The following is a 21,270-nucleotide window of genomic DNA, read 5'->3' as shown; positions in this document are numbered from 1 at the left end:
TCAATGCGCGGGCGCCGGTTCCGCTTCGGGCGCAGCCTGCTTGTGATGGTCCGCCGCGAGCAACATGTAGACTGCGGGCACGACGAAGAGCGTAAACAACGTACCGATGGCGAGCCCGGCGGCGATCACCAGACCCATGTTGAAACGCGCGGCCGCGCCGGCACCCGTCGCCAGGATCAGCGGCACCACACCCAGGACCATGGCCCCGGTCGTCATCAGGATCGGGCGCAGGCGGATGCCGCAGGCGCCCTCGATCGCCTCGCGCTTGGACTTTCCGGATGCCTGCAGCGTATTCGCCACCTCGACGATCAGGATGCCGTGCTTGCTGATCAGCCCCATCAGCGTCACCAGACCGACCTGCGTATAAATGTTCATCGTCGCGCCGCCGACGCCGAGGCTGATGAAGGCGAGCGCGCCTGCGATCGACATCGGCACGGAGACGAGGATGATCAGCGGGTCGCGGAAGCTGTTGAACTGGGCGGACAGCGCCAGGAAGACGATAATCAAGGCAAGCGCGAAGGTGGTGGCCATGCCGCTCGATTCCTGCACGAACTGGCGCGACTGGCCGCCGTAATCGACCGTATAGCCCTGCGGCAGCGTGCGCGCCGCGATCGATTTCAGTGTCTCCAGGGCATCGCCAACCGCAACGCCCGGCGCTGGCACGCCAGAGATGGTCGCGGAGTTCAATTGCTGGAAATGCGCGACGGAGCGCGGGGTCGCCTCGAGTTTCGCCGTCGCGATCGCCGAAAGCGGGATCTTCGAGCCGTTCACGCTTGCGATCGGATAATTCATGATCTGATCGATCGTCTGGCGCGAGCGCTGCTCCACCTGCGGGATGACCTGGTAGGAGCGGTTGTCGATACTGAAATAATTGACGTAGCCGCCCCCCAGCATCGCGGCGAGCGCCCCGCCGACATTGTTCATGGACAGGCCCAGCATCGATGCCTTGCTGCGGTCGATCGCTATCGAATATTGCGGATTGTCGACGTAGAGATCCTTCGTCAGGAAAATGAACTCGCCGGATTTCTGCGCTTCCTGCAGGAAGGTATTGGAGACGTCGTTGAGCTGGCCGAAGCCGCCGGTGCTGCCGATGGCGAACTGCACCGGCAAGCCGCTGGCGCCGGGCAACGGCGGTATCTGGAAGACCACCGCCTGCCCGCCGGCGATCTTGGCCAGATCCGCCTGCACCAATGGCTGCAGATCGTTGGCCGTCCTCGTGCGCTCGTTCCACGGCTTCAGCACCATGCCTTCGAACGATGTGCCGGGCGCCTCGACCTGCAGGGTCTTGTCGGCCTCGGGGAAGCTGCGGAAGGTCTTGGTGACCTGATCGGAATTGAGCAGCTTCTGCTCAAGTGTCGCGTTGGGAGCGTTGGTGACCTGCGCGGCGAGAAAGCCCTGGTCCTCATTCGGAGCCAGCTCGTTCTTGGCGCTCGTATAGAGGAAATAGATGCTGCCGAGAACGATTGCGGCAAACACTAGTGTCACCGGCACGGTGTTCAGGCTGCCATGCAGCATGCGCACATAGGGTCGGTGAATCTCCGAGAAGCGGCGATCGATGAAATCCGAGACGCGCTCCTCCCAGCCGCTGCGATCGGTCAGATGCGGCTTCAGGATGCGCGAGCACATCATCGGCGTCAGCGTGAGCGCAATGATCATGGAAACGGTCACGGCGCCGACGAGCGTAAAGGCGAACTCCGTGAATAGAGCGCCGGTCAAACCGCCCTGGAAGCCGATCGGGACATAGACGGCGATAAGCACAACCGTCATGGCGAGGATCGGCCCGACCAGCTCATGCGCGGCCGCCAAAGCCGCTTGCATCGGCGGCGACCCTTCCTCGATGTGACGGTTGACGTTTTCCACCACGATGATGGCGTCGTCGACCACGAGGCCGATCGCCAGCACCAAGGCGAGCAAGGTCAGAAGATTGATGGAGAAGCCGAGGATCAACATCATGGCGAACGTGCCGACCAGCGACAGCGGTATGGCGACGATGGGGATGGCCACCGAGCGAGGCGAGCCGAGAAACGCGAACACCACGAAGATCACGATCGCCAGAGCCTCGACCAGGCTCTTCACGACCTCGTCGATCGACGTCGTGACGAAGGTGCTGGAATCGTAGACGATATAGCCCTCGAGCCCCTGCGGCAGCTGCGCCTGAATATCCGGGAATACCGCACGCACGCCGGCGATCACGTCGAGAAGATTGGCCGTCGGCGCGATCTGGATGCCGATGAAGACGCCGGTCTGCGCATCGAACCCGACCTGGACGTCATTGTTCTGCGAACCGAGTGCAACGCTGGCGACGTCCTTCAAGCGAACGATGGTGGTGCCGATCTGCTTGACCACCAGCTCCTTGAACTCGTCGGCCGAATGCAGGTCGGTCCGCGCCGTCAGGACCGTCTGGGTCATCTGGCCGCGTGTCGTGCCGATACCCGAAATGTAGTTGTTGTTGCCGAGTGCCGTCCACACGTCGCCCGCGGTCAATCCATAGGCGGCAAGCTTGTCGGGTTTCAGCCAGGCTCTCAATGCGAAGGTTCTGCCGCCGAGGATTTCGGCCGTCTGGACACCGGTGACGGCCTGCAATTTGGGCTGGACCACACGGGTCAGGTAGTCGGTGATCTGGTTGCCGGCCAGAACGTCGCTGCGGAAGCCGATATACATCGCATCGATCGTCTGGCCGATGGAAACCGACATGATCGGCTGTTGCGTGCCCGTCGGCAATTGATTGAGAACTGAAGAGACCTTGGCGTTGATCTCCGTCATCGCCGCGTCCGCACTATAGTTGAGGCGCAGGTTGACTGTGATCGTCGATGTGCCGCTGGTGCTCGACGAGGTCATGTAGTCGATGCCGTTGGCCTGGGCGATGGCGTTTTCGAGCGGCGTCGTGATGAAGCCGGCGATGACGTCGGGGGCCGCGCCCGGATAGGTCGTCGTCACCGTGACGACGGCATTCTGGGTCTGCGGATATTGGCGCACCGTCAGCGTGCGGAACGACTGGTAGCCGATGACGATAATCAACGCGCTGACCACGAGGGCCAGGACGGGGCGCCGGATGAAGATGTCGGTGATGTTCATCGCCACACCTCAGTTGGGGTTTGCCGGATTTGCATTGGGATCGTTCGACGGCTGCGCGTCATTGTTGATGATGACCGGCGAGCCGTTGTTCAGTTTCAGTTGACCCGAGGTCACCACCACCTCCCCGACGTTCAATCCCTTGGTGACGGCGATCTGATCACCCCGCGCCTCGCCGGTGGTCACGAATTTCTGGCTGGCGACGAGCTGCGGCTTTCCGTCCGATCCGCCGCCCTTGTCGGTCACCACATAGACGACATTGCCATAGGGATTGATGGTGACGGCGGTTTGCGGCAGGGCGATATAGTCTTTCGGCTCGCCGACCACGACGGAGACATTGCCGAACATGCCGGGCAGGAGCTTGCGGTCGGGATTTTCGAATGTTGCCCGTATCGTGATATTGCGGCTCTCGGTGTCCACCAGCGGGCTGATTGCCGTAATCTTGCCGCTGAAAGTCTGGCTTCCATAGGCATCGACCGTGGCCGTGACCGCCTGCCCGACCTTCAGTTGCGACAGGGCCTGCTGCGGCAGCGAGAAATCGAACTGGATCGGGTCGAGCGACTGCAGGGTGACCACCGCGGTTCCGGCCGCCAGATATTGGCCGAGGCTGACCAGCCTGATGCCGAGGTGCCCATCGAAAGGCGCGCGGATCGAATACTGGTCGATCAATGCCTGTTGCGATGCGACCTGCGCCTGCGCGGCTTTCCACGCGGCGAGATCGCTGTCGACCTGGCTCTGCGCGATGGTGTTGGCCTTGATCAGCCTGGAATCGCGTTCGTAAGCGATCTGCGCGTTCGCTGCCGATGCCTGATACTGCTGCAGCGTCGCGACCTGCTGATCGGCGAGCAACTGCACGATGAGATCGCCCTTCTTGACATCCTGACCGTCCTCAAAGCCGATCTTCTGGACGATGCCCTGAACCTGGGCCGAGAGGTTCGACCCCTCGACTGCATTGAAGCTGCCGACGGACAACAGCGTCGTCTGCCACGGACTGGTCGCCGCGGTCATGGTCGAGACCGTCTGCGGTGGCGCCTTGAGGTTAGCCAGATAAGCGGCGATCATACGGTTCTTGAATGCCTGGAAGCCGAAAATCCCGCCCAGGATCAGGCCTATGACGATCAGCATGATGATCATGCGTTTTATCATGACTGGTAACTCTACTCTTCGGGAACAGGTCGTTGGGAATTCTGATGCCACCGGCTCCGGCTGGGATCACGGAACCCTCGTCGTGCTGACCCGGCCGCAAACACAGCGGCGCCTGCAACCAAAGCCAGCACGGAAATCGATCGGGATAGGGATTGTCAGCGCGAGCGCTTTCGTCCTGGAGGCCGGTATGGAATAAAGCTTTCCGTCCGCCGAAAGCGGCGTTGACTTCGCCATGAATAAAGCTGGCGGCGTCCAGGGCGGCCATCTTCTACAAACCGGACCAGTCAAACGTCATTCGCGCGCCTCTACTTCTGATAAGCACGAGTTGTAAGATCCGACCCAAGATAGCAGCTTTGCTATGTCCGAGCCATATTTAATAAAGTCCTGAATCAAGGCAACAATAGTACCGAAACGGCCGTGATCCCAAATTCGCGGCGGTGTGCTGCCGGGCCTGGCGATCTTCGGGGGCGGTCAACCTCGCTTCGAGGTTCCGGCGGTTTCCTCGACCTCCGGATGTTGTTCGGCCGCTCTGTAAAATCGTGGCGATAATGACGCCGCCTCAACCGCGCCGGGCGGCTTCGATCGCTGCGACATCGATCTTCTTCATGGTCATCATCGCATCGAAGGCACGCTTGGCCTCGTCTCCACCGATTGCAAGCGCTTCCATCAGTATGCGTGGCGTGATCTGCCAGGACACGCCCCATCTGTCCTTGCACCAGCCGCACTCGCTTTCCTGGCCGCCATTGCCGACAACGGCGTTCCAGTAGCGGTCGGTCTCTTCCTGGTCTTCGGTCGAGATCTGAAACGAAAAGGCTTCGTTGTGCTTGAATACGGGGCCGCCGTTCAGGCCGACGCAGGGAACGCCCGCAACGGTGAATTCGACGACCAGAACGTCACCCTGCTTCCCTTCCGGATAGTTTCCCGGCGCGCGAATGACGGCACCCATCGCGCTGTCCGGAAAGGTTTCGACATAGAATTTGGCGGCCGCCTCGGCATCCTTGTCGTACCACAGGCAGATCGTGTTCTTTGCCATCGCGCGGCTCCTCTTCCTCTCCAACTCCGATCTCCTAGCTGACATAGGAGACGATTCGCCTTTCTCCACCCCGGGGGGAGCCATTTCCGACATCAACCGCGAGCGTGGATTTCTTCGCCTATGATCCAGGGCTGGACAGTCGCAGGTGGAAAAGGTACGTCCTCGGTCAAGGCATGACTTTCAAAAGCTAGGGGATGGACATGGCTGCAGGCTCCGACCCGGTTTCGAGCACGGCGAGCGCGTTGGGGAGCGAAACCGGCCCGATTGCCCGCATGTCCCTTCATGACGCCGTCGTCAACCGCTTGCGCGACATGATTATCGAGGGAGAGCTGCCGCCGGGTTCGCGCATTCATGAAACCCAGATGGGCCAACGGCTCGGCGTGTCGCGCACCCCGTTGCGCGAGGCGATCAAATTCCTCGCAAGCGAAGGCTTGGTGGAACTCATTCCGACCCGCGGTGCGGTCGTACGCCAGTTTCATGCCAAGGACATCAAGGACATGTTGCTCGTCCTCAAGACCCTTGAGAGTCTGGCGGGCCGCATTGCCTGCGAGCGTGCGACCGACGGGCAAATTGCCCATATTCGCTCCCTCCACGACCAGATGCTGGCCTATTATCGCGAGCGCCGACGCATGGAATATTACAAGCTGAACCAGAACATTCACTCAGCCATCGTGGCGCTTTCCGACAACGAGCCGCTGGCCTACACCCACGGCATGCTGCAGGGCCGCCTGAAGCGGGTGCGTTTCGTCGGGCACGAGGGCGAAGAGAACTGGGCCAAGGCGATCGTGGAGCATGAAGAGATGATCGCCGCGCTCGAAGCACGAGATGCGGAACGCCTTTCGAACATTATCGAACTGCACCTGTCGGCGGCCTGGGAGCGGGTCAAAGCCTTCCTCTGAAAACCACATCCCGGCTGGGTGGAACGAGAGGCCGACAAGGGCCTCTCCCAATTCTACAATCAATATTGGATGCCCCCGCTCCGGGAGCCCCGGTCGGCCGTATTCAGCAGTCCGGCGGTTGCGGGGGATGCACCGGTTCGGCGAAGGTGCGCTGCAGCTTTCCCCAGCCCGGATCATGCATATGGGCTTGCAGTCCGGCGCGTTCGACGAGGGCAAGCGCTTCGCGCTGGCCGAAAGCGAGCGCCGCTTCGACGTCCGCGGTCAGCACCTTGCCGGCCTCCATCAGCACTTTGCCGTCAACGATCACGGTATCGACGTCGCTTCCCAGGACCTGGTGGATGAGGCGGTGGATCGGCATCCAATTGGGCATCAGATGCGGCTTGCGCATGTCGATGATCGCTATGTCCGCCTTCTTGCCGACCTCGAGCGATCCGATTTCATGCTCCATGCCGATAACCTTCGCCGCATCGATGGTAATCATCTCGAAGATCTTGCCCGGCGGCAGCAGATAGCGATCGTGGTTGTGCAGGATGTGCTGTGTCGATTGGGCGAGCCTGGCGGTCTGGAACATGTCGAAATGCCGGCTTGGAGAAACGCCATCCGAGGTGATGGCCAACGGAATGCCTCTCGACATCATCTCCAGGATCGGGGTGGAGCGACCGGGTGGCGCATGGGTGACATGCGTTCCGGTCTCGGCCAGGATATCCATCTCCTCGTGCGAGATTCCCCAGCAATGCTGCAGATGGACGTCGGGCCCGAGAAGAGCGTTCTCCTTGTCCTGAAACGCCATGCGGATCTGCCCGGCAAACGCGTCGGAATGGATGCGGACATTCCATTTGCGGGCGGTTTCCCGAACGCGACGCGCCTGCATGCGATCATCGTCCGTCAGATTGACCGCCTGATCCGGCGTCGAGGCATTGGACGGCTCGACCGAAGGGACGATGGTGAACGGGGTCAGGAACACGCTGATGCGGCCTTCAGCGCTGCCGTGCAGCGCATCGATGACGGCTTCGGAACCTTCGATCATCTCTTCGAAAGCGATATGGCGGCGTTCGGGCTTGCCGCTTTCCCATCGGGTGACAGGATGCGGCCATGGCAGGCCCGATGGACCGACGCAGACGATCTCGCGCAGGCCAAGCTCGTTGTAGGCGCGCGCATGATTGATGGCAAAGACGGGGTCGTCGCTGCGGGGCATCGAGGTGATGATGCTCGCTCCCGTCGTCACGCCGGCGCGCAGCCGCTCGAGCCCGGATACCAGCCCGTCGGCATACCAGAAATCGCGCGTGACGTAGTGATAATAGGTCGGCGTGACCACGCGCATCCACATGGCATTGGTGTCGGCGGCGATGCTGCGGATCAACGTGTGGCCGGCGTGACCATGGGCGTCGATCAGGCCGGGGATAATCATCTTTCCGCGGCAATCGATCACTTTCTTGTCCGAATGACGCGGCATCAGTTCCGCGGCAGTGCCGATGTCGACGATGCGATCGGCCGATATCGCCAGCGCTCCGTCTTCGATGATACGACGCTCTTTGTCGACGGTGACGATCGTTCCATGCACCAGCAGTAAACCCATCACACTTCCCTCCTCTGTGTCCGCAGTTCGAAGTGGCGCCGATCTGCGCGAATTTTGGGTACGATAATTGTCAACAATTTATTTGACAATAGGATGCGTCACATCGATACTCCCGACCAAATTGGGGCGAGCCCCATCGAATAACGGAGGGAGGGGCACAATGCTTCATTTCAGAAAGATCATCATTGCCGCGCTGGCCGCGGCCGCCATTGCGGCGCCGGCCGATGCCGCCACGTTGCGCTGGGGCAGCCGGTCCGACATCTATTCGCTGGATCCCGATTCGGTCCCGTCGACGTCGAACCTCGCCTTCCTCAACCATATCTACGAGGGGCTGGTTCGCTATGATCCGAACTTCAAGATCGAGCCGGCGCTCGCCACCGAATGGAAGCTGATCGACAACAAGCACTGGCGCTTCACCCTGCGCAAGGGCGTGAAGTTCCACGACGGCGCGGACTTCACCGCCGACGACGTGGTGGCGTCCTTCAAGCGTGCATCGGATCCGACCTCGCCGCTGCGCGGCAACATTCCGCTCTATGTCGGCATTCAGAAAGTCGACGACTACACCGTCGATATCGAGGTGTCCGCGCCCACGTCGTTGTTCCTGAACGACATCACCAATATTTTCGTGTTCAATGCCAAATGGCTGAAGGACAACAACAGCGAAAAGCCCACCGACATCGCCTCGAAGGTCGAGGGCTATACGACGATGCATACCAACGGCACCGGGCCGTTCAAGCTTGAGAGCCGCGTGCCCGACAGCAAGACGGTGCTGGTTGCCAATCCCGGATGGTGGGATCAGAAAAAGCACAATCTCGACCGGATCGAATTCGTGCCGATCGCCTCGGCCGCCACCCGTGTCGCCGCGCTGCTCTCCGGCGAGATCGACTTCATCGATTCCGCACCCGTTCAGGATCTGCCGCGCCTGGAATCCACGCCCAACGTGACCGTGAAGAAGCGCACGGAACTGCGGACCGTGTTCATCGCCTTCAACCGCAAGGAAAAACTGGAGGATGGACGCCCCAATCCTTTCAATGACTTGCGCGTGCGCCAGGCCGTCGAGGCCTCCCTCGATCGCGATCTGATCAACAAGAAGGTGATGCGTGGCCTGGCACGGCCGTCCGGCTCGCTGATCGCGCCGGAACTGCCCGGCTACGACAAGGCCCTCGATACCTACCAGCAGGCCGATCCCAAGTTGGCCCAGAAGCTGTTGGATGAAGCCGGCCAGAAGAACCTCGCCTTCACCTACATGTGCATGAACGACGAGAGCGTCAACGAGGAGGATATCTGCTCGGGCGTCGCCAATATGCTGAAGCGCGGCGGCTTCCAGCCGAGCATCGACATCGCTCCCCGCGCCGTTCAGACATCCAAGCGCAGCAACGGCAAGGCCGATGTCTTCAATCTCAGCTGGGCCAACGAGCCGACGCTCGATGCCTATTCGCTGCTCTCGCAGGTCCTGTCGACGCGCAACGGCGCCATGGGCGTCTCCAACTACGGCAGCTGGTCGAATCCCGACCTCGACAAGCTGGTGGCGCAGGCGGCCCAGGAACCGGACAACGACAAGCGCCTGGCCCTGGAAGGGCAGGCGCTCAAGATCGCCAAGGACCAGGTCATGCTCGTTCCCCTGCATCAGCAGCCCATCGCCTGGGCGGTGCTGAACAAGGTCAAGAGCATCGATTTTCGGGCCGACAACAAGCCGCGCCTCTGGTTGACGCAGATGGCTGAATAACAGCTGTCCGCCAGCAACATCGAAGGAAGACGGAGCGCTTTGCAAGGCTTGCGAAGCGCTCTTTTTCGTGAGGTGCCCTCCTCCGCTCCGGCACGATCTTCGCAGTCACGAGCACTCGGGATTCCTCGCCGCGGCCGTACGCCCCGAGTTCATAAGTCGCGCGCGATGACAGGTGATCGACCCACCGGTGGAAAACCCGATCATAGGGTCTCGGCAATCAATATTGTCGACAATCGCGTTGACAACTTCGAGATATCTGCGTTAATGGCGGCACAGGGAGCGAGGGAGGTTTGCCTGCAGCGAGCGATGCTCGTGTCGCAGTGGCTGCCGGCTTTGGCAGTTTGAAGCGACATGGAATGCGCCATTTGCGCGCGCGCCGCTGCAGCCGTTCTTCTTCATTCCATCGAATGAATTCCGCCGGGTCCTTCGCGCAGTTGCCGAATGACCGGACGAAGCCGAGAGGGTCTCATGCTGGTTTTCATCATCAAGCGCCTCGGGAATGCGATCCTGGTGATGCTTGCCGTCGCGCTGCTGGCCTTCCTGATCTTCCGGCTCGCCGGCGATCCGGTCGAATTGATGGTCGGCGAACAGACGTCCCAGCAAGATCGCGCGGCGCTGCGGGAGCGGCTGGGCCTCAACGACAGCCTGCCGACACAATACATCCGCTTCGTCGTCAATGCGGCCGAGGGCAATTTCGGCGTTTCCTATCGCAATGGCCAGAAGGTCTTGCCGCTGATCGCCGAGCGCTTCCCCGCCACGCTGGAGCTTGTCTTCGTCGCAACGCTGATTTCCCTGGTGCTCGGCATTCCGCTTGGTGTGCTGACGGCCATCAAGCGCGGCAAGTGGTACACGGAGGGACTGCAGTTTCTGTCCATCATCGGCGTATCCCTGCCGAGCTTCGTCGTCGGCATCTTGCTCATCCTCGCCTTCTCGGTCACCATGGGCTGGCTGCCCGCCTTCGGGCGTGGCGACGTGGTGCAGATCGGCTGGTGGTCCACAGGCTTCCTCACGCAGACGGGCCGTGCGGCGCTGATCCTGCCGTCGATCGCGCTTTCGCTCTATCAGATCACGCTGGTCATGCGTCTTGTACGCGCCGAAATGCTCGAAGTGCTGCGTTCCGACTATGTGAAGTTCGCCCGCGCCCGCGGCATTCCGCGCTGGCGCATCTATTTTCGTCATGCCCTGCGCAACTGTCTGATGCCCGTCGTCACCATGACGGCGATGAATGTCGGATCGCTGATCGCCTTTGCGCTGATTACCGAAACGGTGTTCCAGTGGCCGGGCATGGGTATGCTCTTCATCCAGGCCGTCACCTTCCTCGATATCCCGGTGATGGCGGCCTATCTCTGCATCATCTCCTTCATCTTTGTCGTTCTCAACACGTTGGTGGACATCGCCTATGCGGTGATCGATCCCCGCCTGCGCACCGCACGCTGATCGAAACCAGGAGCCGGTCGATGACCATGGAACTGTCGGAAATTTCGAAACAGGAAAAGCCCAAGCGTCCGCCGCTCTTCAAGCGGCTCCGCAACAGCGACCTCTGGTGGTCCTTCACGCACAGCAAGGCGGCAATCATCGGCGCGACGGTGCTCGCGATCCTGATTCTGACCGCGGTCCTCGCCTCCCTGATTGCGCCACAAAACCCCTATGACGGCGCGCAGCTCGACATGTGGAAGGCCGAACTGCCGCCGATCTGGCATGATGGAGGCGAGATGCCCTATCTGCTCGGCACCGATACCCAAGGTCGGGACATGCTGTCGGCCATTCTTTACGGCACACGCATTTCCATCGTCATCGGCCTTGCCTCGGTCGTGCTGTCGCTGGTGATCGGCATGGTCGCCGGCCTCGTCGCCGGCTTCTTCGGCGGCTTCATCGACAATATGCTGATGCGTATCGGCGATGTCATGCTCTCCATCCCGACCATTCTCGTCGCCATTCTGGTATCGACCGTCGTGCGGCAGATGCTGCCGGAGAGCCTGCGCGAGATCGGCGCGTCGGCCGTGCTCGTCTTCGCGATCGCGCTCTCGAGCTGGGTGCAGTATGCCCGCACGGTCCGCGCGCAGGCGATCGTCGAAAGCGGCAAGGACTATGTGCAGGCGGCAAGGCTGATCGGGGTGCCGGCGCGGCGCATCATGGCCAAGCACATCCTGCCCAATACGCTGACGCCGATCATGGTCGCGGCGACGCTCAACTTCGGCATGGCGATCCTCACCGAGGCAACACTGTCCTTCCTTGGCATCGGCATGCCGCCGAGCCAACCTTCACTCGGCACGCTCATCCGCATCGGCAACCAGTTCCTGTTTTCCGGCTCGTGGTGGATCGTGCTGTTCCCCGTCATTCAGCTCTGCCTGCTCGTCGTTGCCGTCAACCTGCTCGGCGACTGGCTGCGCGACGCGCTCAATCCGAAACTGAGGTAAGTTCATGAACAATCTTCTGCTGCGTAATGTCCGGCCCATGGCGGGCGAAACTTGCGATATTCTGATCCGCGACGGAAAGATTGCCGGTTTCGGCACCTTCGAAGCCGAGCCCGGCATGGCCGTCGAGGATGGCAGCAACGCCATCGTGGCGCCCGGTCTGATCGACGCGCATACCCATCTCGACAAGACGACCTGGGGTATGCCCTGGCATGTGAACAACCGCGCCGCCGTGCTGCGCGAACGCATCGATTTCGAGCGCGAGCATCGTCTGGAAATCGGTATCGACCCGCATCGCCAGTCCATGCGCCACGCCATCGGGCTGGCGGCGCACGGCGCCAGCCATATCCGCAGCCATGTCGACATCGACCCGACACATGGCCTGCGCCTGGTGGAAGGCGTCTGGGAAACGCGCGAGAAACTTGACGGCATCATCGACATCGAGATCGTCGCCTTCCCGCAATCCGGCGTCATGGTCATGCCGGGCACGGTGGAACTGCTCGACGAAGCCTTGCGTCAGGGCTGCGAAGTGCTGGGCGGGATCGATCCCTGCGGCATCGACCGCGATCCCAAGGGTCAGCTCGATATCCTGTTCGCCCTTGCCACCAAGCACGGTGTCCCGATCGACATTCACCTGCATGAGGCCGGTGAACTCGGCGCCTTCACGATGGAGATGATGTTCGAGCGCATCCGCGCCAACGGCATGCAGGGCAAGGTCGCCATCAGCCATGCCTTCGCGCTCGGCATGAACGACTACCTGCGCGTCGGCAAGCTGATCGACGAGATCGCGAAACTCGATGTCGCGATCCTCACGACCGGCGCACCTTCGGCAGCCGTGCCTTCGATCATGCGCCTCAAGGAAGCCGGCGTCCGCGTTGGCGGCGGTTGCGACGGCATCCGCGACACCTGGGGTCCGTGGGGTCATCCCGACATGCTGGACCGCGCCCAGGTCATCGGCATGAAGAACGGCCTGCGCTCGGATCGCGATCTGGAACATGTTCTGCACATCGTCTCGCAAGGCGGCGCCGACGTCATGGAGCTGAAGAATTATGGCCTGAAGGTTGGCAACGACGCCGATTTCACGCTGCTGGCCGGTCAGACGCTCGCCCACGCCGTGGTCGATATCGCCACGCGTCCGCTGGTCGTCAAGCGCGGCCGCGTCGTGGCCCGTCAGGGACAGGCTGTGGTGGAGATGCCATAATGACGCAACATTTTGCAGATCTCTCTCTCGGCCGTCGCCCGGACGGGCGCACCCTGATCACGGCAAGCTGGGTGGTCGGCCACAAGAATGGCAGCCACACGCTGCTGCGCGACGGCCAGGTCGTGTTCGAGGATGGAGCCATTCTGTTCGTCGGGCACAATTTTCCGGGCAAGGTGGCTCGCCGCATCGATTTCGGCAATGCGCTGATCAGCCCCGGCCTGATCGATCTCGATGCCTTGTCCGACCTCGACACGACGGCACTCGGCATCGACAATCATCCAGGCTGGGCCAAGGGCCGCGTCTGGCCACGTTCCTATGTGGAAGCCGGCCCTTATGAAATGTACAGCCAGGAGGAGCTGGCGTTCCAGAAGCGCTTCGCCTTCGGCCAGCTCCTGTTGAACGGCATTACGACTGCCGCGCCGATTGCGTCGCTGTTCTATCGCGAATGGGGCGAAACCGTCGCCGAGTTCGATGCGGCAGCCGATGCGGCCGGCGACCTTGGCCTGCGCGTCTATCTCAGCCCGGCCTATCGTTCCGGCGGCATGGTTCTGGAAGCTCCGGGCAAGATGGTGCCTGTCTTCGACGAAGAGCGTGGATTTCAGGGCCTGAACGATGCGATCGCCTATATCGAGCGGCAGAACGGCAGGCATGGGGACCTGGTGCGCGGCATGCTCGCGCCCGATCGGGTCGAGACCTCGACGCTCGCCCTTCTGCAGCGCACCGATGCCGCCGCGCGCGATCTCGACTGCAAGTTCCGCCTGCACATGGCGCAAGGCACGATGGAAGTCGACACCGTGCACATGCTGCATGGTTCGACGGCGCCTGTCTGGCTGGCAAGGAACAATCTGTTGAGCGAGCGGCTCATCGCGCCGCACGCCACGAACGCGACGTCAGACGATCTCCGCCTTTACGCCGAGCACGGCGTTTCCATCATCCATTGTCCCCTTGTTTCGGCGCGCAGCGGCTCGACGCTCCATTCCTTCTCCAGTTGCCGCGAACGTGGCATCAACATCGCCATGGGCACGGACACGACGCCGCCCGACATGCTGATGAACCTGCTGGTCGGGCTCATCACCTGCCGCATCAATGATCGCGCACCCGATCGGGTGCGCAGCGCCGATCTCTTCGATGCGGCAACGCTGGGCGGCGCTCGCGCGCTCGGCCGCTCCGATCTCGGGCATCTGTCGCCGGGTGCCCGCGCCGACATCGCCGTCTTCAGCCTCGACGATACGATCATGGCTCCGTCCGTCGATCCGATCACCACGCTGGTAACGGGCGGCTCCGGCAAGGTGACGCGTGCCGTCTTCGTCGATGGCCGCCTCTCGATGCTGGACCGCCAATTGGCGAATTTCGACATGGAAAAGGCGCGGGAGCAGGCACAGGCGCAGTATGACGGGCTTGTCGCCAAATATCCCGAGCGCAGCTGGAACCATCCGCCCGTTTCCGAAATCTTCCAGCCCAGCTATCCGATCGAGGCAGACAATGGTTGAGGCGCAGGAACCGGTCATCGACGTCCGAAACCTCAAGGTGGAGTTTCCGAACCGCCGCGGCACGGTCACGGCGCTTTCGGATGTCAGCCTGTCCATCCGCCCGGGCGAAATCCTCGGGGTCGTCGGCGAATCCGGCGCGGGCAAATCGATGACCGGGCTTGCCATCCAGGGTTTGCTGGAGCGTCCGGGGCGCATCGCCGGCGGCGAGATCTGGCTCGGCAAGAGGCGGATCGATACGCTGGACGACCGGTCCATGGAACATATTCGCGGCCGCGAAATCGGCGCGATCTTCCAGGATCCGCTGACGTCGCTGAACCCGCTCTTCACGGTGGGCGCGCAGCTGACGGAGACAATCCGTCAGCATCTGCCGCTCGGCAAGGCCGAGGCCCGGGCGCGCGCCATCCAGCTGCTGCGGGATGTCGGCATCCCTTCGGCGGACGAGCGGGCAAGCCACTATCCGCATCAGTTTTCCGGCGGCATGCGCCAGCGCGTCGTCATCGCGCTTGCGCTTGCGGCCTCACCCAAGCTGATTATCGCGGACGAGCCGACGACCGCGCTCGACGTCTCGATCCAGGCGCAGATCATTTCGCTGCTTCGGCGGCTCTGCAAGGAAAAACAGGCAGCCGTGATGCTGGTCACGCACGACATGGGCGTGATTGCCGAAGCCGCGGACCGCGTGGCCGTCATGTATGCGGGCCGGCTCATCGAGATCGGCCAGGTGCAGCAGGTGCTGCACGCGCCGCGCCATCCCTATACGCAGGGCCTCATGGCCTCGATCCCCTCGCTCGGCGCACGCGTCGAAAAGCTGAACCAGATCGATGGTTCGATGCCTCGACTGGACGCCATTCCCGATGGCTGCGCTTTCAATCCCCGGTGCAAATCCGCCGGGCCGCGCTGTCTGCGCGAGCGGCCGGAACTGATCATGGCCGCCGACGGCGCAAGCGCCTGCTGGCTCAACGCGGGAGGCACCGCATGACTGTATCTTCCGAAAAAACGCCCGCCCTGGCGGTCGATGGGCTGGTCAAGACCTTCGACGTCTCCGCCCCCTGGCTCAACCGCGTGGTGGAACGCAAACAGCGTCAGTTTCTTCAGGCGGTCAACGACATCAGCTTTGCGGTGCCGGCCGGCGGCTGTCTCAGCATCGTCGGGGAAAGCGGCTGCGGCAAATCCACCGTGGCGCGGCTCGTCACCGGCCTCTACAAGCCGACAAGCGGCGAAATCCGGTTTGCACTCGGGCGCAGCGGCGCACCGCTTTCCGCCCAGATGATCTTTCAGGACCCCTATGCGTCGCTCAATCCGCGCTGGCGGGTAAAGAACATCATCGCCGAGCCTCTGCGCGAGTTGAAGCTGCGTGACAGCGCCGCCAAAATCACGGAGCGCGTCGAGGAGTTGCTGCTGACGGTCGGGCTTTCAGTCTCCGACGGCGAGAAATTCCCGCATGAGTTTTCCGGCGGGCAGCGCCAGCGCATCTCCATTGCCCGGGCGCTTGCCAGCGAGCCGGAATTCCTCGTCTGCGACGAGCCCACCTCGGCGCTCGACGTCTCCGTGCAGGCGCAGGTGCTGAACCTCATGCGCCGCCTGCAGGACGAACTCGGCCTGACCTACCTCTTCATCAGCCACGACATGAGCGTGGTCCGCCACATGTCGGATCGTATCGCGGTGATGTATCTGGGCCGGATTGTCGAGGAGGGAGAGACCGAGGCGCTTTTCGCCCGACCGCGCCACCCCTATACGCAGTTGCTGCTGGCCACCATCCCGAACATCGATGCGCCGAAGCGCGATCACGAGCTGGCCGGCGGCGAAGTGCCGAGCCCGCTCAAGCCGCCTTCGGGTTGCACCTTCCATCCGCGATGCCCGCTGGCGACGATCAGATGCTCGGCGGAAGTGCCCGAGGTGCGGACTTTGTCGAACGGGACGCGCATAGCCTGCCATCTGGCGGCTACCGATTGATGTCCAAGGCGCGCGGCCGCTTCAGGCCAGTGCCGCGCGCAGGTCGTGGGAAAGGTCGCGAATCTCGGTGAGGTCGAGTTCGGATTCGACATGTTCGAGGTGATGCGCCATCAGTCGGGTTGCCTTGTCGACATCATTGGTGACAATCGCCTCGACGATCTCCGCATGCTCGTCGGGGCCGCAATTGAAGCGGTTCGTATTGCGGTAGACGGCCGTTATCAGGGAGGAACGAGCGATCAAATCGCGCATCGTCGCAAAGAGAAAATCCGAGCCGGTGGTCTCCGCCAGCAACAGATGGAAGCCGCCGGAAAGCTTGATGATATCGGTGGTAATATCGTCCGCGTTCGCGATCCGCTCCTTGGCGACATGCTCGCGAAGGCGTTTCGTATCCGCCTTGGAGATTCCCTTGCAGAGCCGCTCGACCACGCAGCGCTCAACGGTGCGCCGGACGAAGAAGACATCCCGGGCTTCCTCGACGGATGGCTTGGAGACAAAGGCGCCGCGATTGGGAATGATCATGACCAGGCCGTCGCGTTGCAATGTCGCCAAAGCCTGACGGATGCGCGCGCGGCTGACATTGAATATCGCCGCCATCTGCTCTTCCTTGAGCTGAACGCCGGGTCTGAGCCTGCGCTCGGCAATGGACAACCAGACTTTCTCGACAATCTGTTCCACGGAGACCGCCCCGTTTTGATCCGTCATGAGTTTCACTCCTCGTTAAGGCTAGAGAAGCGTGATGCGCGGGAAAAAGTCAATCACAACGATTGGATTTTGATTGCAGAATTGTCAACAATATGGAATGATATTGTCGATCACAAAATGACACATGGATAGTGCAATGGAATTCGACTTTGCCGAGCTTGAGCCCCAAAGCCGTTATCGGCTCCTGACGAACTTCGTCGGGCCTCGACCGATCGCCTTGGTGACCACGCGTTCGCCGGCCGGGCACAACAACGCTGCGCCGATGAGCTTCTTCAATGTCTTCTCGCACGATCCCCCAATTGTGATCCTGGGCATCCAGCCGCGCCTCAGCGGCGAGGAAAAGGACACTGTCGCCAATATCCGCCGGACCCAGGAATTCTCGATCAACATGGTCGATATGGCAATCGCGCAGCACATGCTGGTCTGCGGCCTGGGCTTCGACAGCGAGGTCGACGAATTGAACATGGCGGGCCTTACGGCCGCCCCCTGCCGCAAGATCGATGCAGCCTATGCCGAAGAGTCGCCATGCGTCTTCGAATGCCGGGTCGAACGCCTGATCGACTATCCGCGTCGCACGCTCGTCCTGGGCGAAGTCGTCCACATGCATGTGCGGCGCAACTGCCTCGACGCCGACGGGCATTACGTCGATCCGGAAAATTATCAGCCGATCGCCCGGCTGCATGCCGACAATTACATCGTCTCGGATCGCCAGTTTGTCCTCAAGGCACCGCCGATCGCCGACTTCCTCAAGCCGCAAGACAAGGATTGATGAAAGGTCCCGTCTCCATGCATATCCGTCTCATCAATCCGAATTCGACAGCGTCCATGACCGCGCAGGCCCTGGACAGCGCCTTGCGTGTGAAGCAGCACGAAACGCAGGTATCGGCCGTCAATCCGACGGACACGCCCGTCAGCATCGAAGGCGGCGCCGACGAGGCAGCCGCCGTGCCGGGAATGCTCGCTGAGATCCGCAGGGGAGAAGCTCTCGGCATCGACGCCTATGTCGTCGCCTGCTTCGACGATCCGGGCCTGCACGCCGCCCGCGAAGTCGCCCGCGGGCCCGTCATCGGCATCTGCCAGGCCGCCGTGCAGGTCGCCATGACCATCAGCCGCCGCTTTTCCATTATCACGACCCTGCCCCGCTCGATCCCGATCATCGAGGATCTCGTGACCGACTACGGTGCGGAGCGCCATTGCCGCAACGTGCGCGCCATCAATCTGCCGGTTCTCGGCCTGGAGGAAGATCCCGACGAAGCAGAGCGCCTGCTGGTCGAGGAAATCGAGAAAGCCAAGAAGGACGATCGCGCCGAAGCCATCATTCTCGGCTGTGCCGGCATGTCCTCCCTTTGCGACAGGCTGCAGGCGGCAACCGGCGTGCCGGTCATCGACGGTGTGACGGCCGCCATCAAGCTTGCCGAAGCGCTGGTCGGCGCAGGCTACACGACATCCAAGGTCAACGCCTACGACTATCCGCGCATCAAGGGAGCGGAATGCCAGGTCTGCGTCTGAGGCATTCCTGCGCGCCGATACGACGCACAGGAATCAGCCGTGGCCCATCCGACCAAGCTCGACAGCAAGCCGGCGAGAGCGAGGGCGGCAAATCTCTGATTTGCCAAGCGGAGCTCCGTGTCGAGTATCAGGCCTGACCTTCGCCGAAGCCGTCTGAATTTGCGCTGCAGGCGTGCCCGAGCCAATCGGCAAAGGCCCGCACCTTCTGGCGCGCTTCCGCCCGGGCTGGCCAAAGGGCATAGTAGCCGTAGCCGCTATCGATGATCCGCTCGAAGGGAGCGACCAGCTCGCCGCTTTCCAGATCCTGCCGCGAGAAGGCGAGATCGCCCATCGTTACGCCATAGCCGCTTGCCGCCGCGGTCATGGCGAAATCCTGTGTGTCGAAGACCTGATGACGGGACGCCTGGAAAGAGTAGGCGCCCTCGGCCTGCAGCCAGAGGGTCCAGTCGCTATGGCGCGGATTGGAGTGCAGCAGGACGCAGTTCTGCAGGTTCTTCAAGGCGGGCGGATCCCCGAGTCTGGACAGAAATTGCGGCGAACACATCGGCGTCAATCGTTCGCGCAGCAGCGGCAGCACATCCATGCCCGGCCAGTGTCCGTTGCCGTAGGTGATCAGCATATCGATATCGCCGACCGAGAAGGTCGGCCGCAGGAACCAGGCAGTGTCGATATTGATGTTCAGGTCTTCATGATGGCTATGGAGATCCGGCAGGCGCGGCAGAAACCATTTGCGCGCGAATGTCGGCGGCATGCGGATGGTCAGCGAGCGCACCGTCGTTCGCGTTGCCTCGAACGACGTCTTCAACGAGGCGAGCAGGCCGTCGACGATCGGGATCAGCGCCATGCCGCGCTCCGTCAGCGCCACCTTGCGCGTATGGCGCTCGAACAGGCTGCAGCCGAAATAATGTTCCAGCTGCTGCACCTGCCTGCTGATGGCGCTCTGGCTGAGATTGAGCTCGGCTGCCGCGGCCGTGAAGCTGCCCGTTTCCGCAACGACGGAAAAGGTCTGCAACGTCTGCAGCGGCGGCAACCTGTTATGATCGAACCTCGGCTCCATTGCCTATCCTGCTTCCTCACTGCTGCCGGAAGCAACAAGCATTAAAGCATGCGGATCGAATGGCAACCGATGCGCTCAGGCGATCGCCCGACGCACCGTCTCCACGGCCTCCCGCACGCGCCGCGGGGCGGTGCCGCCCTTGTGATCGCGGCTCGCGACCGAGCCTTCGACGGTCAGCACCTCGAAAACATCTTCGCCAATAGTCGGCGCGAAGGCCTGCATATCGGCGAGCGAGAGCTCGGAAAGCGTCGGCAGCGCCTTGTCGCGCGCTGTGCCGACGATCGCGGCGACGGCGTGGTGCGCGTCGCGAAACGGCAGGCCGGCGCGCACGAGATAGTCGGCAAGATCGGTCGCCGTCGAATAGCCCTGATTAGCAGCCGACAGCATCTTCTCACGCTTCACCTTTATGGTCGGCATCATCTGCGCCGTGACGCTGACGGCCGCGCGAACGGTTTCAAGCGTATCGGTCAACGGCGGCTTCGATTCCTGTTGATCCTTGTTGAAGGCCAGCGGCTGGCTTTTCATCAGGGCCGCGGAGAAAGCAAGGTTACCCATGACACGCGCCGCCTTGCCGCGCACCAGTTCCGCCAGGTCGGGATTGCGCTTCTGCGGCATGATCGACGAACCGGTGCAGAACTGATCGCCGACCTCGATGAAGTCGAACATCGGCGTGCACCAGAGGATCACCTCCTCGCTGAAGCGCGACAGGTGCCCCATGATGATCGAACCGGCGCTGCAGACGTCGACGACATAGTCGCGGTCGGAAACGGCATCGAGCGAGTTTGCAAAGGATCCCGCAAAGCCAAGCTGCGAGGCGCTGTATTCGGGATCGATGGGATAGCCGCTGCCGGCGAGCGCGGCGGCGCCGAGCGGCGAAACGTTGAGCCGCTCCCGCGCCGCGCCGACACGATCGAGATCGCGCAGGAACATTTCGACATAGGCCATGAGATGGTGGCCGAAGGTGACGGGCTGGGCCACTTGCATATGCGTGAAGCCGGGCATGATCGCATCGGCGTGCCGCTCGGCAAGATCGACGAAGGCGCCGATCAGCGTTTTCAGATCGTCGGCCAGAAGATCCAGCTGCTCGCGCGCATAGAGGCGGATGTCGGTCGCCACCTGATCGTTGCGCGATCTGGCGGTATGCAGCTTCTTGCCGGCATCGCCGATGAGCGCAATCAACCGGTTCTCGACGTTGGTGTGAACGTCCTCGAGTTCCGTCTTCCATTCGAAGGCGCCCGAACGCATCTCTTCGGCGACCTGGTCGAGACCGGTCTGGATCTGGCCGTTCTCCCCGGCGGTCAGAATGCCGGCGCGAGCCAGCATTTCGGCGTGAACCTTGGATCCGGCGACATCGTGCAGGGCAATGCGCTTGTCCTGGTCAAGGCACTCGTGAAAGCTTTCGAAGTCCCGGGAGACGGCCTCCTTGAAAAGCGGGGACCATGTGGCTTCTTTCTGGTTTCTCATCTCGGTCTTCCCTTTTGGATGGATGCCGCCC

Annotated in this window: 18 protein-coding genes; 11 read left to right on the top strand and 7 right to left on the bottom strand. The window is 62.1% G+C overall.

Annotation, left to right across the window (positions count from 1 at the left end; genetic code table 11):
• Both GR212_RS25030 and GR212_RS25025 read right to left on the bottom strand, forming a co-directional pair.
• Positions 1-3,075 carry an efflux RND transporter permease subunit gene (locus tag GR212_RS25030; protein ID WP_163990625.1) on the bottom strand — a complete coding sequence of 1,025 codons (3,075 nt, stop codon included), beginning with the start codon at positions 3,073-3,075 and terminating at the stop codon, positions 1-3.
• A gap of 9 nt (positions 3,076-3,084) precedes the next feature.
• The gene (locus tag GR212_RS25025) at positions 3,085-4,206 is read right to left on the bottom strand and encodes an efflux RND transporter periplasmic adaptor subunit (protein ID WP_432444404.1); all 1,122 of its coding nucleotides are present in this window, start codon (positions 4,204-4,206) and stop codon (positions 3,085-3,087) included.
• Between GR212_RS25025 and GR212_RS25020 the strand changes: the two genes are divergently transcribed.
• Entirely contained in the window at positions 4,184-4,414 is a 231-nt protein-coding gene (locus GR212_RS25020; RefSeq protein ID WP_163990531.1) for a hypothetical protein, read from the top strand. The two genes, GR212_RS25025 and GR212_RS25020, sit on opposite strands and share 23 nt — an antisense overlap.
• A gap of 363 nt (positions 4,415-4,777) precedes the next feature.
• Here GR212_RS25020 and GR212_RS25015 read toward each other — a convergent pair whose 3' ends face one another.
• A complete protein-coding gene (locus GR212_RS25015) occupies positions 4,778-5,251 on the bottom strand; it encodes a VOC family protein (RefSeq protein WP_163990621.1) in 474 nt (157 codons plus the stop codon).
• A 200-nt stretch (positions 5,252-5,451) separates the two neighbouring features.
• Here GR212_RS25015 and GR212_RS25010 point away from each other — a divergent pair, with 200 nt between their 5' ends.
• Positions 5,452-6,150: a GntR family transcriptional regulator gene (locus GR212_RS25010; protein WP_163990619.1), complete on the top strand. Its 699-nt coding sequence runs from the start codon at positions 5,452-5,454 to the stop codon at positions 6,148-6,150.
• A 103-nt stretch (positions 6,151-6,253) separates the two neighbouring features.
• On the opposite strand, the gene GR212_RS25005 is transcribed toward GR212_RS25010, so the two are convergent.
• Positions 6,254-7,726 carry an amidohydrolase family protein gene (locus tag GR212_RS25005; RefSeq protein WP_204326753.1) on the bottom strand — a complete coding sequence of 491 codons (1,473 nt, stop codon included), beginning with the start codon at positions 7,724-7,726 and terminating at the stop codon, positions 6,254-6,256.
• Positions 7,727-7,886: 160 nt separating this feature from the next.
• Here GR212_RS25005 and GR212_RS25000 point away from each other — a divergent pair, with 160 nt between their 5' ends.
• The 7 genes from GR212_RS25000 (at position 7,887) to GR212_RS24970 (ending at position 16,507) form a co-directional block, all read left to right on the top strand.
• Complete coding sequence (locus tag GR212_RS25000; protein ID WP_163990617.1) at positions 7,887-9,452, top strand: ABC transporter substrate-binding protein; 1,566 nt, start codon at positions 7,887-7,889, stop codon at positions 9,450-9,452.
• A gap of 468 nt (positions 9,453-9,920) precedes the next feature.
• Positions 9,921-10,889 (top strand): ABC transporter permease, encoded by a 969-nt coding sequence (locus GR212_RS24995; protein ID WP_163990616.1) that lies wholly within the window; start codon positions 9,921-9,923, stop codon positions 10,887-10,889.
• A gap of 26 nt (positions 10,890-10,915) precedes the next feature.
• Complete coding sequence (locus GR212_RS24990) at positions 10,916-11,869, top strand: ABC transporter permease (RefSeq protein WP_432444407.1); 954 nt, start codon at positions 10,916-10,918, stop codon at positions 11,867-11,869.
• A 4-nt stretch (positions 11,870-11,873) separates the two neighbouring features.
• Positions 11,874-13,067 carry an amidohydrolase family protein gene (locus GR212_RS24985; protein WP_163990614.1) on the top strand — a complete coding sequence of 398 codons (1,194 nt, stop codon included), beginning with the start codon at positions 11,874-11,876 and terminating at the stop codon, positions 13,065-13,067.
• Complete coding sequence (locus GR212_RS24980) at positions 13,067-14,557, top strand: amidohydrolase family protein (protein WP_163990613.1); 1,491 nt, start codon at positions 13,067-13,069, stop codon at positions 14,555-14,557. Before GR212_RS24985 ends, GR212_RS24980 begins: the two co-directional genes overlap by 1 nt.
• Positions 14,550-15,533: an ABC transporter ATP-binding protein gene (locus tag GR212_RS24975; protein ID WP_163990612.1), complete on the top strand. Its 984-nt coding sequence runs from the start codon at positions 14,550-14,552 to the stop codon at positions 15,531-15,533. The genes GR212_RS24980 and GR212_RS24975 overlap by 8 nt, the downstream gene beginning before the upstream one ends.
• On the top strand, positions 15,530-16,507 hold the full coding sequence (locus GR212_RS24970) for an ABC transporter ATP-binding protein (RefSeq protein ID WP_163990611.1): 978 nt from the start codon (positions 15,530-15,532) through the stop codon (positions 16,505-16,507). Before GR212_RS24975 ends, GR212_RS24970 begins: the two co-directional genes overlap by 4 nt.
• 21 nt (positions 16,508-16,528) lie before the next feature.
• On the opposite strand, the gene GR212_RS24965 is transcribed toward GR212_RS24970, so the two are convergent.
• Positions 16,529-17,209, bottom strand: a complete 681-nt coding sequence (locus GR212_RS24965; protein WP_163990609.1) for a GntR family transcriptional regulator — start codon at positions 17,207-17,209, stop codon at positions 16,529-16,531.
• 136 nt (positions 17,210-17,345) lie between these two features.
• Here GR212_RS24965 and GR212_RS24960 point away from each other — a divergent pair, with 136 nt between their 5' ends.
• Together GR212_RS24960 and GR212_RS24955 are read left to right on the top strand one after the other, a co-directional pair.
• On the top strand, positions 17,346-17,978 hold the full coding sequence (locus GR212_RS24960) for a flavin reductase family protein (protein WP_163990607.1): 633 nt from the start codon (positions 17,346-17,348) through the stop codon (positions 17,976-17,978).
• 17 nt (positions 17,979-17,995) lie between these two features.
• On the top strand, positions 17,996-18,718 hold the full coding sequence (locus GR212_RS24955; protein ID WP_163990827.1) for an aspartate/glutamate racemase family protein: 723 nt from the start codon (positions 17,996-17,998) through the stop codon (positions 18,716-18,718).
• Between the two features lie 127 nt (positions 18,719-18,845).
• On the opposite strand, the gene GR212_RS24950 is transcribed toward GR212_RS24955, so the two are convergent.
• On the bottom strand, positions 18,846-19,775 hold the full coding sequence (locus GR212_RS24950; RefSeq protein WP_163990605.1) for a LysR substrate-binding domain-containing protein: 930 nt from the start codon (positions 19,773-19,775) through the stop codon (positions 18,846-18,848).
• Between the two features lie 75 nt (positions 19,776-19,850).
• Complete coding sequence (gene argH, locus GR212_RS24945) at positions 19,851-21,239, bottom strand: argininosuccinate lyase (RefSeq protein ID WP_163990603.1); 1,389 nt, start codon at positions 21,237-21,239, stop codon at positions 19,851-19,853.
• Positions 21,240-21,270 lie beyond the last annotated feature (31 nt).

Origin of the sequence: Martinezella lusitana, assembly GCF_010668395.1 — a bacterium.
GTDB classification, from domain to species: Bacteria; Pseudomonadota; Alphaproteobacteria; order Rhizobiales; family Rhizobiaceae; genus Rhizobium; species Rhizobium lusitanum_A.
The sequence above is the reverse complement of the archived record's forward strand: the minus strand, read 5'-3'. Positions and strand labels throughout refer to the sequence as shown.

Coding starts and splice junctions, on each gene's coding strand:
- GR212_RS24970 (WP_163990611.1), top strand. CDS start 15,530: ATGACTGTATCTTCCGAAAAAACGCCCGCCCTGGCGGTCGATGGGCTG.
- argH (WP_163990603.1), bottom strand. CDS start 21,239: ATGAGAAACCAGAAAGAAGCCACATGGTCCCCGCTTTTCAAGGAGGCC.
- GR212_RS24960 (WP_163990607.1), top strand. CDS start 17,346: ATGGAATTCGACTTTGCCGAGCTTGAGCCCCAAAGCCGTTATCGGCTC.
- GR212_RS24975 (WP_163990612.1), top strand. CDS start 14,550: ATGGTTGAGGCGCAGGAACCGGTCATCGACGTCCGAAACCTCAAGGTG.
- GR212_RS24950 (WP_163990605.1), bottom strand. CDS start 19,775: ATGGAGCCGAGGTTCGATCATAACAGGTTGCCGCCGCTGCAGACGTTG.
- GR212_RS25025 (WP_432444404.1), bottom strand. CDS start 4,206: ATGATCATCATGCTGATCGTCATAGGCCTGATCCTGGGCGGGATTTTC.
- GR212_RS24990 (WP_432444407.1), top strand. CDS start 10,916: ATGGAACTGTCGGAAATTTCGAAACAGGAAAAGCCCAAGCGTCCGCCG.
- GR212_RS25010 (WP_163990619.1), top strand. CDS start 5,452: ATGGCTGCAGGCTCCGACCCGGTTTCGAGCACGGCGAGCGCGTTGGGG.
- GR212_RS25005 (WP_204326753.1), bottom strand. CDS start 7,726: ATGGGTTTACTGCTGGTGCATGGAACGATCGTCACCGTCGACAAAGAG.
- GR212_RS24995 (WP_163990616.1), top strand. CDS start 9,921: ATGCTGGTTTTCATCATCAAGCGCCTCGGGAATGCGATCCTGGTGATG.
- GR212_RS24985 (WP_163990614.1), top strand. CDS start 11,874: ATGAACAATCTTCTGCTGCGTAATGTCCGGCCCATGGCGGGCGAAACT.
- GR212_RS25015 (WP_163990621.1), bottom strand. CDS start 5,251: ATGGCAAAGAACACGATCTGCCTGTGGTACGACAAGGATGCCGAGGCG.
- GR212_RS25000 (WP_163990617.1), top strand. CDS start 7,887: ATGCTTCATTTCAGAAAGATCATCATTGCCGCGCTGGCCGCGGCCGCC.
- GR212_RS24980 (WP_163990613.1), top strand. CDS start 13,067: ATGACGCAACATTTTGCAGATCTCTCTCTCGGCCGTCGCCCGGACGGG.
- GR212_RS24955 (WP_163990827.1), top strand. CDS start 17,996: ATGCATATCCGTCTCATCAATCCGAATTCGACAGCGTCCATGACCGCG.
- GR212_RS25030 (WP_163990625.1), bottom strand. CDS start 3,075: ATGAACATCACCGACATCTTCATCCGGCGCCCCGTCCTGGCCCTCGTG.
- GR212_RS25020 (WP_163990531.1), top strand. CDS start 4,184: ATGACGATCAGCATGATGATCATGCGTTTTATCATGACTGGTAACTCT.
- GR212_RS24965 (WP_163990609.1), bottom strand. CDS start 17,209: ATGACGGATCAAAACGGGGCGGTCTCCGTGGAACAGATTGTCGAGAAA.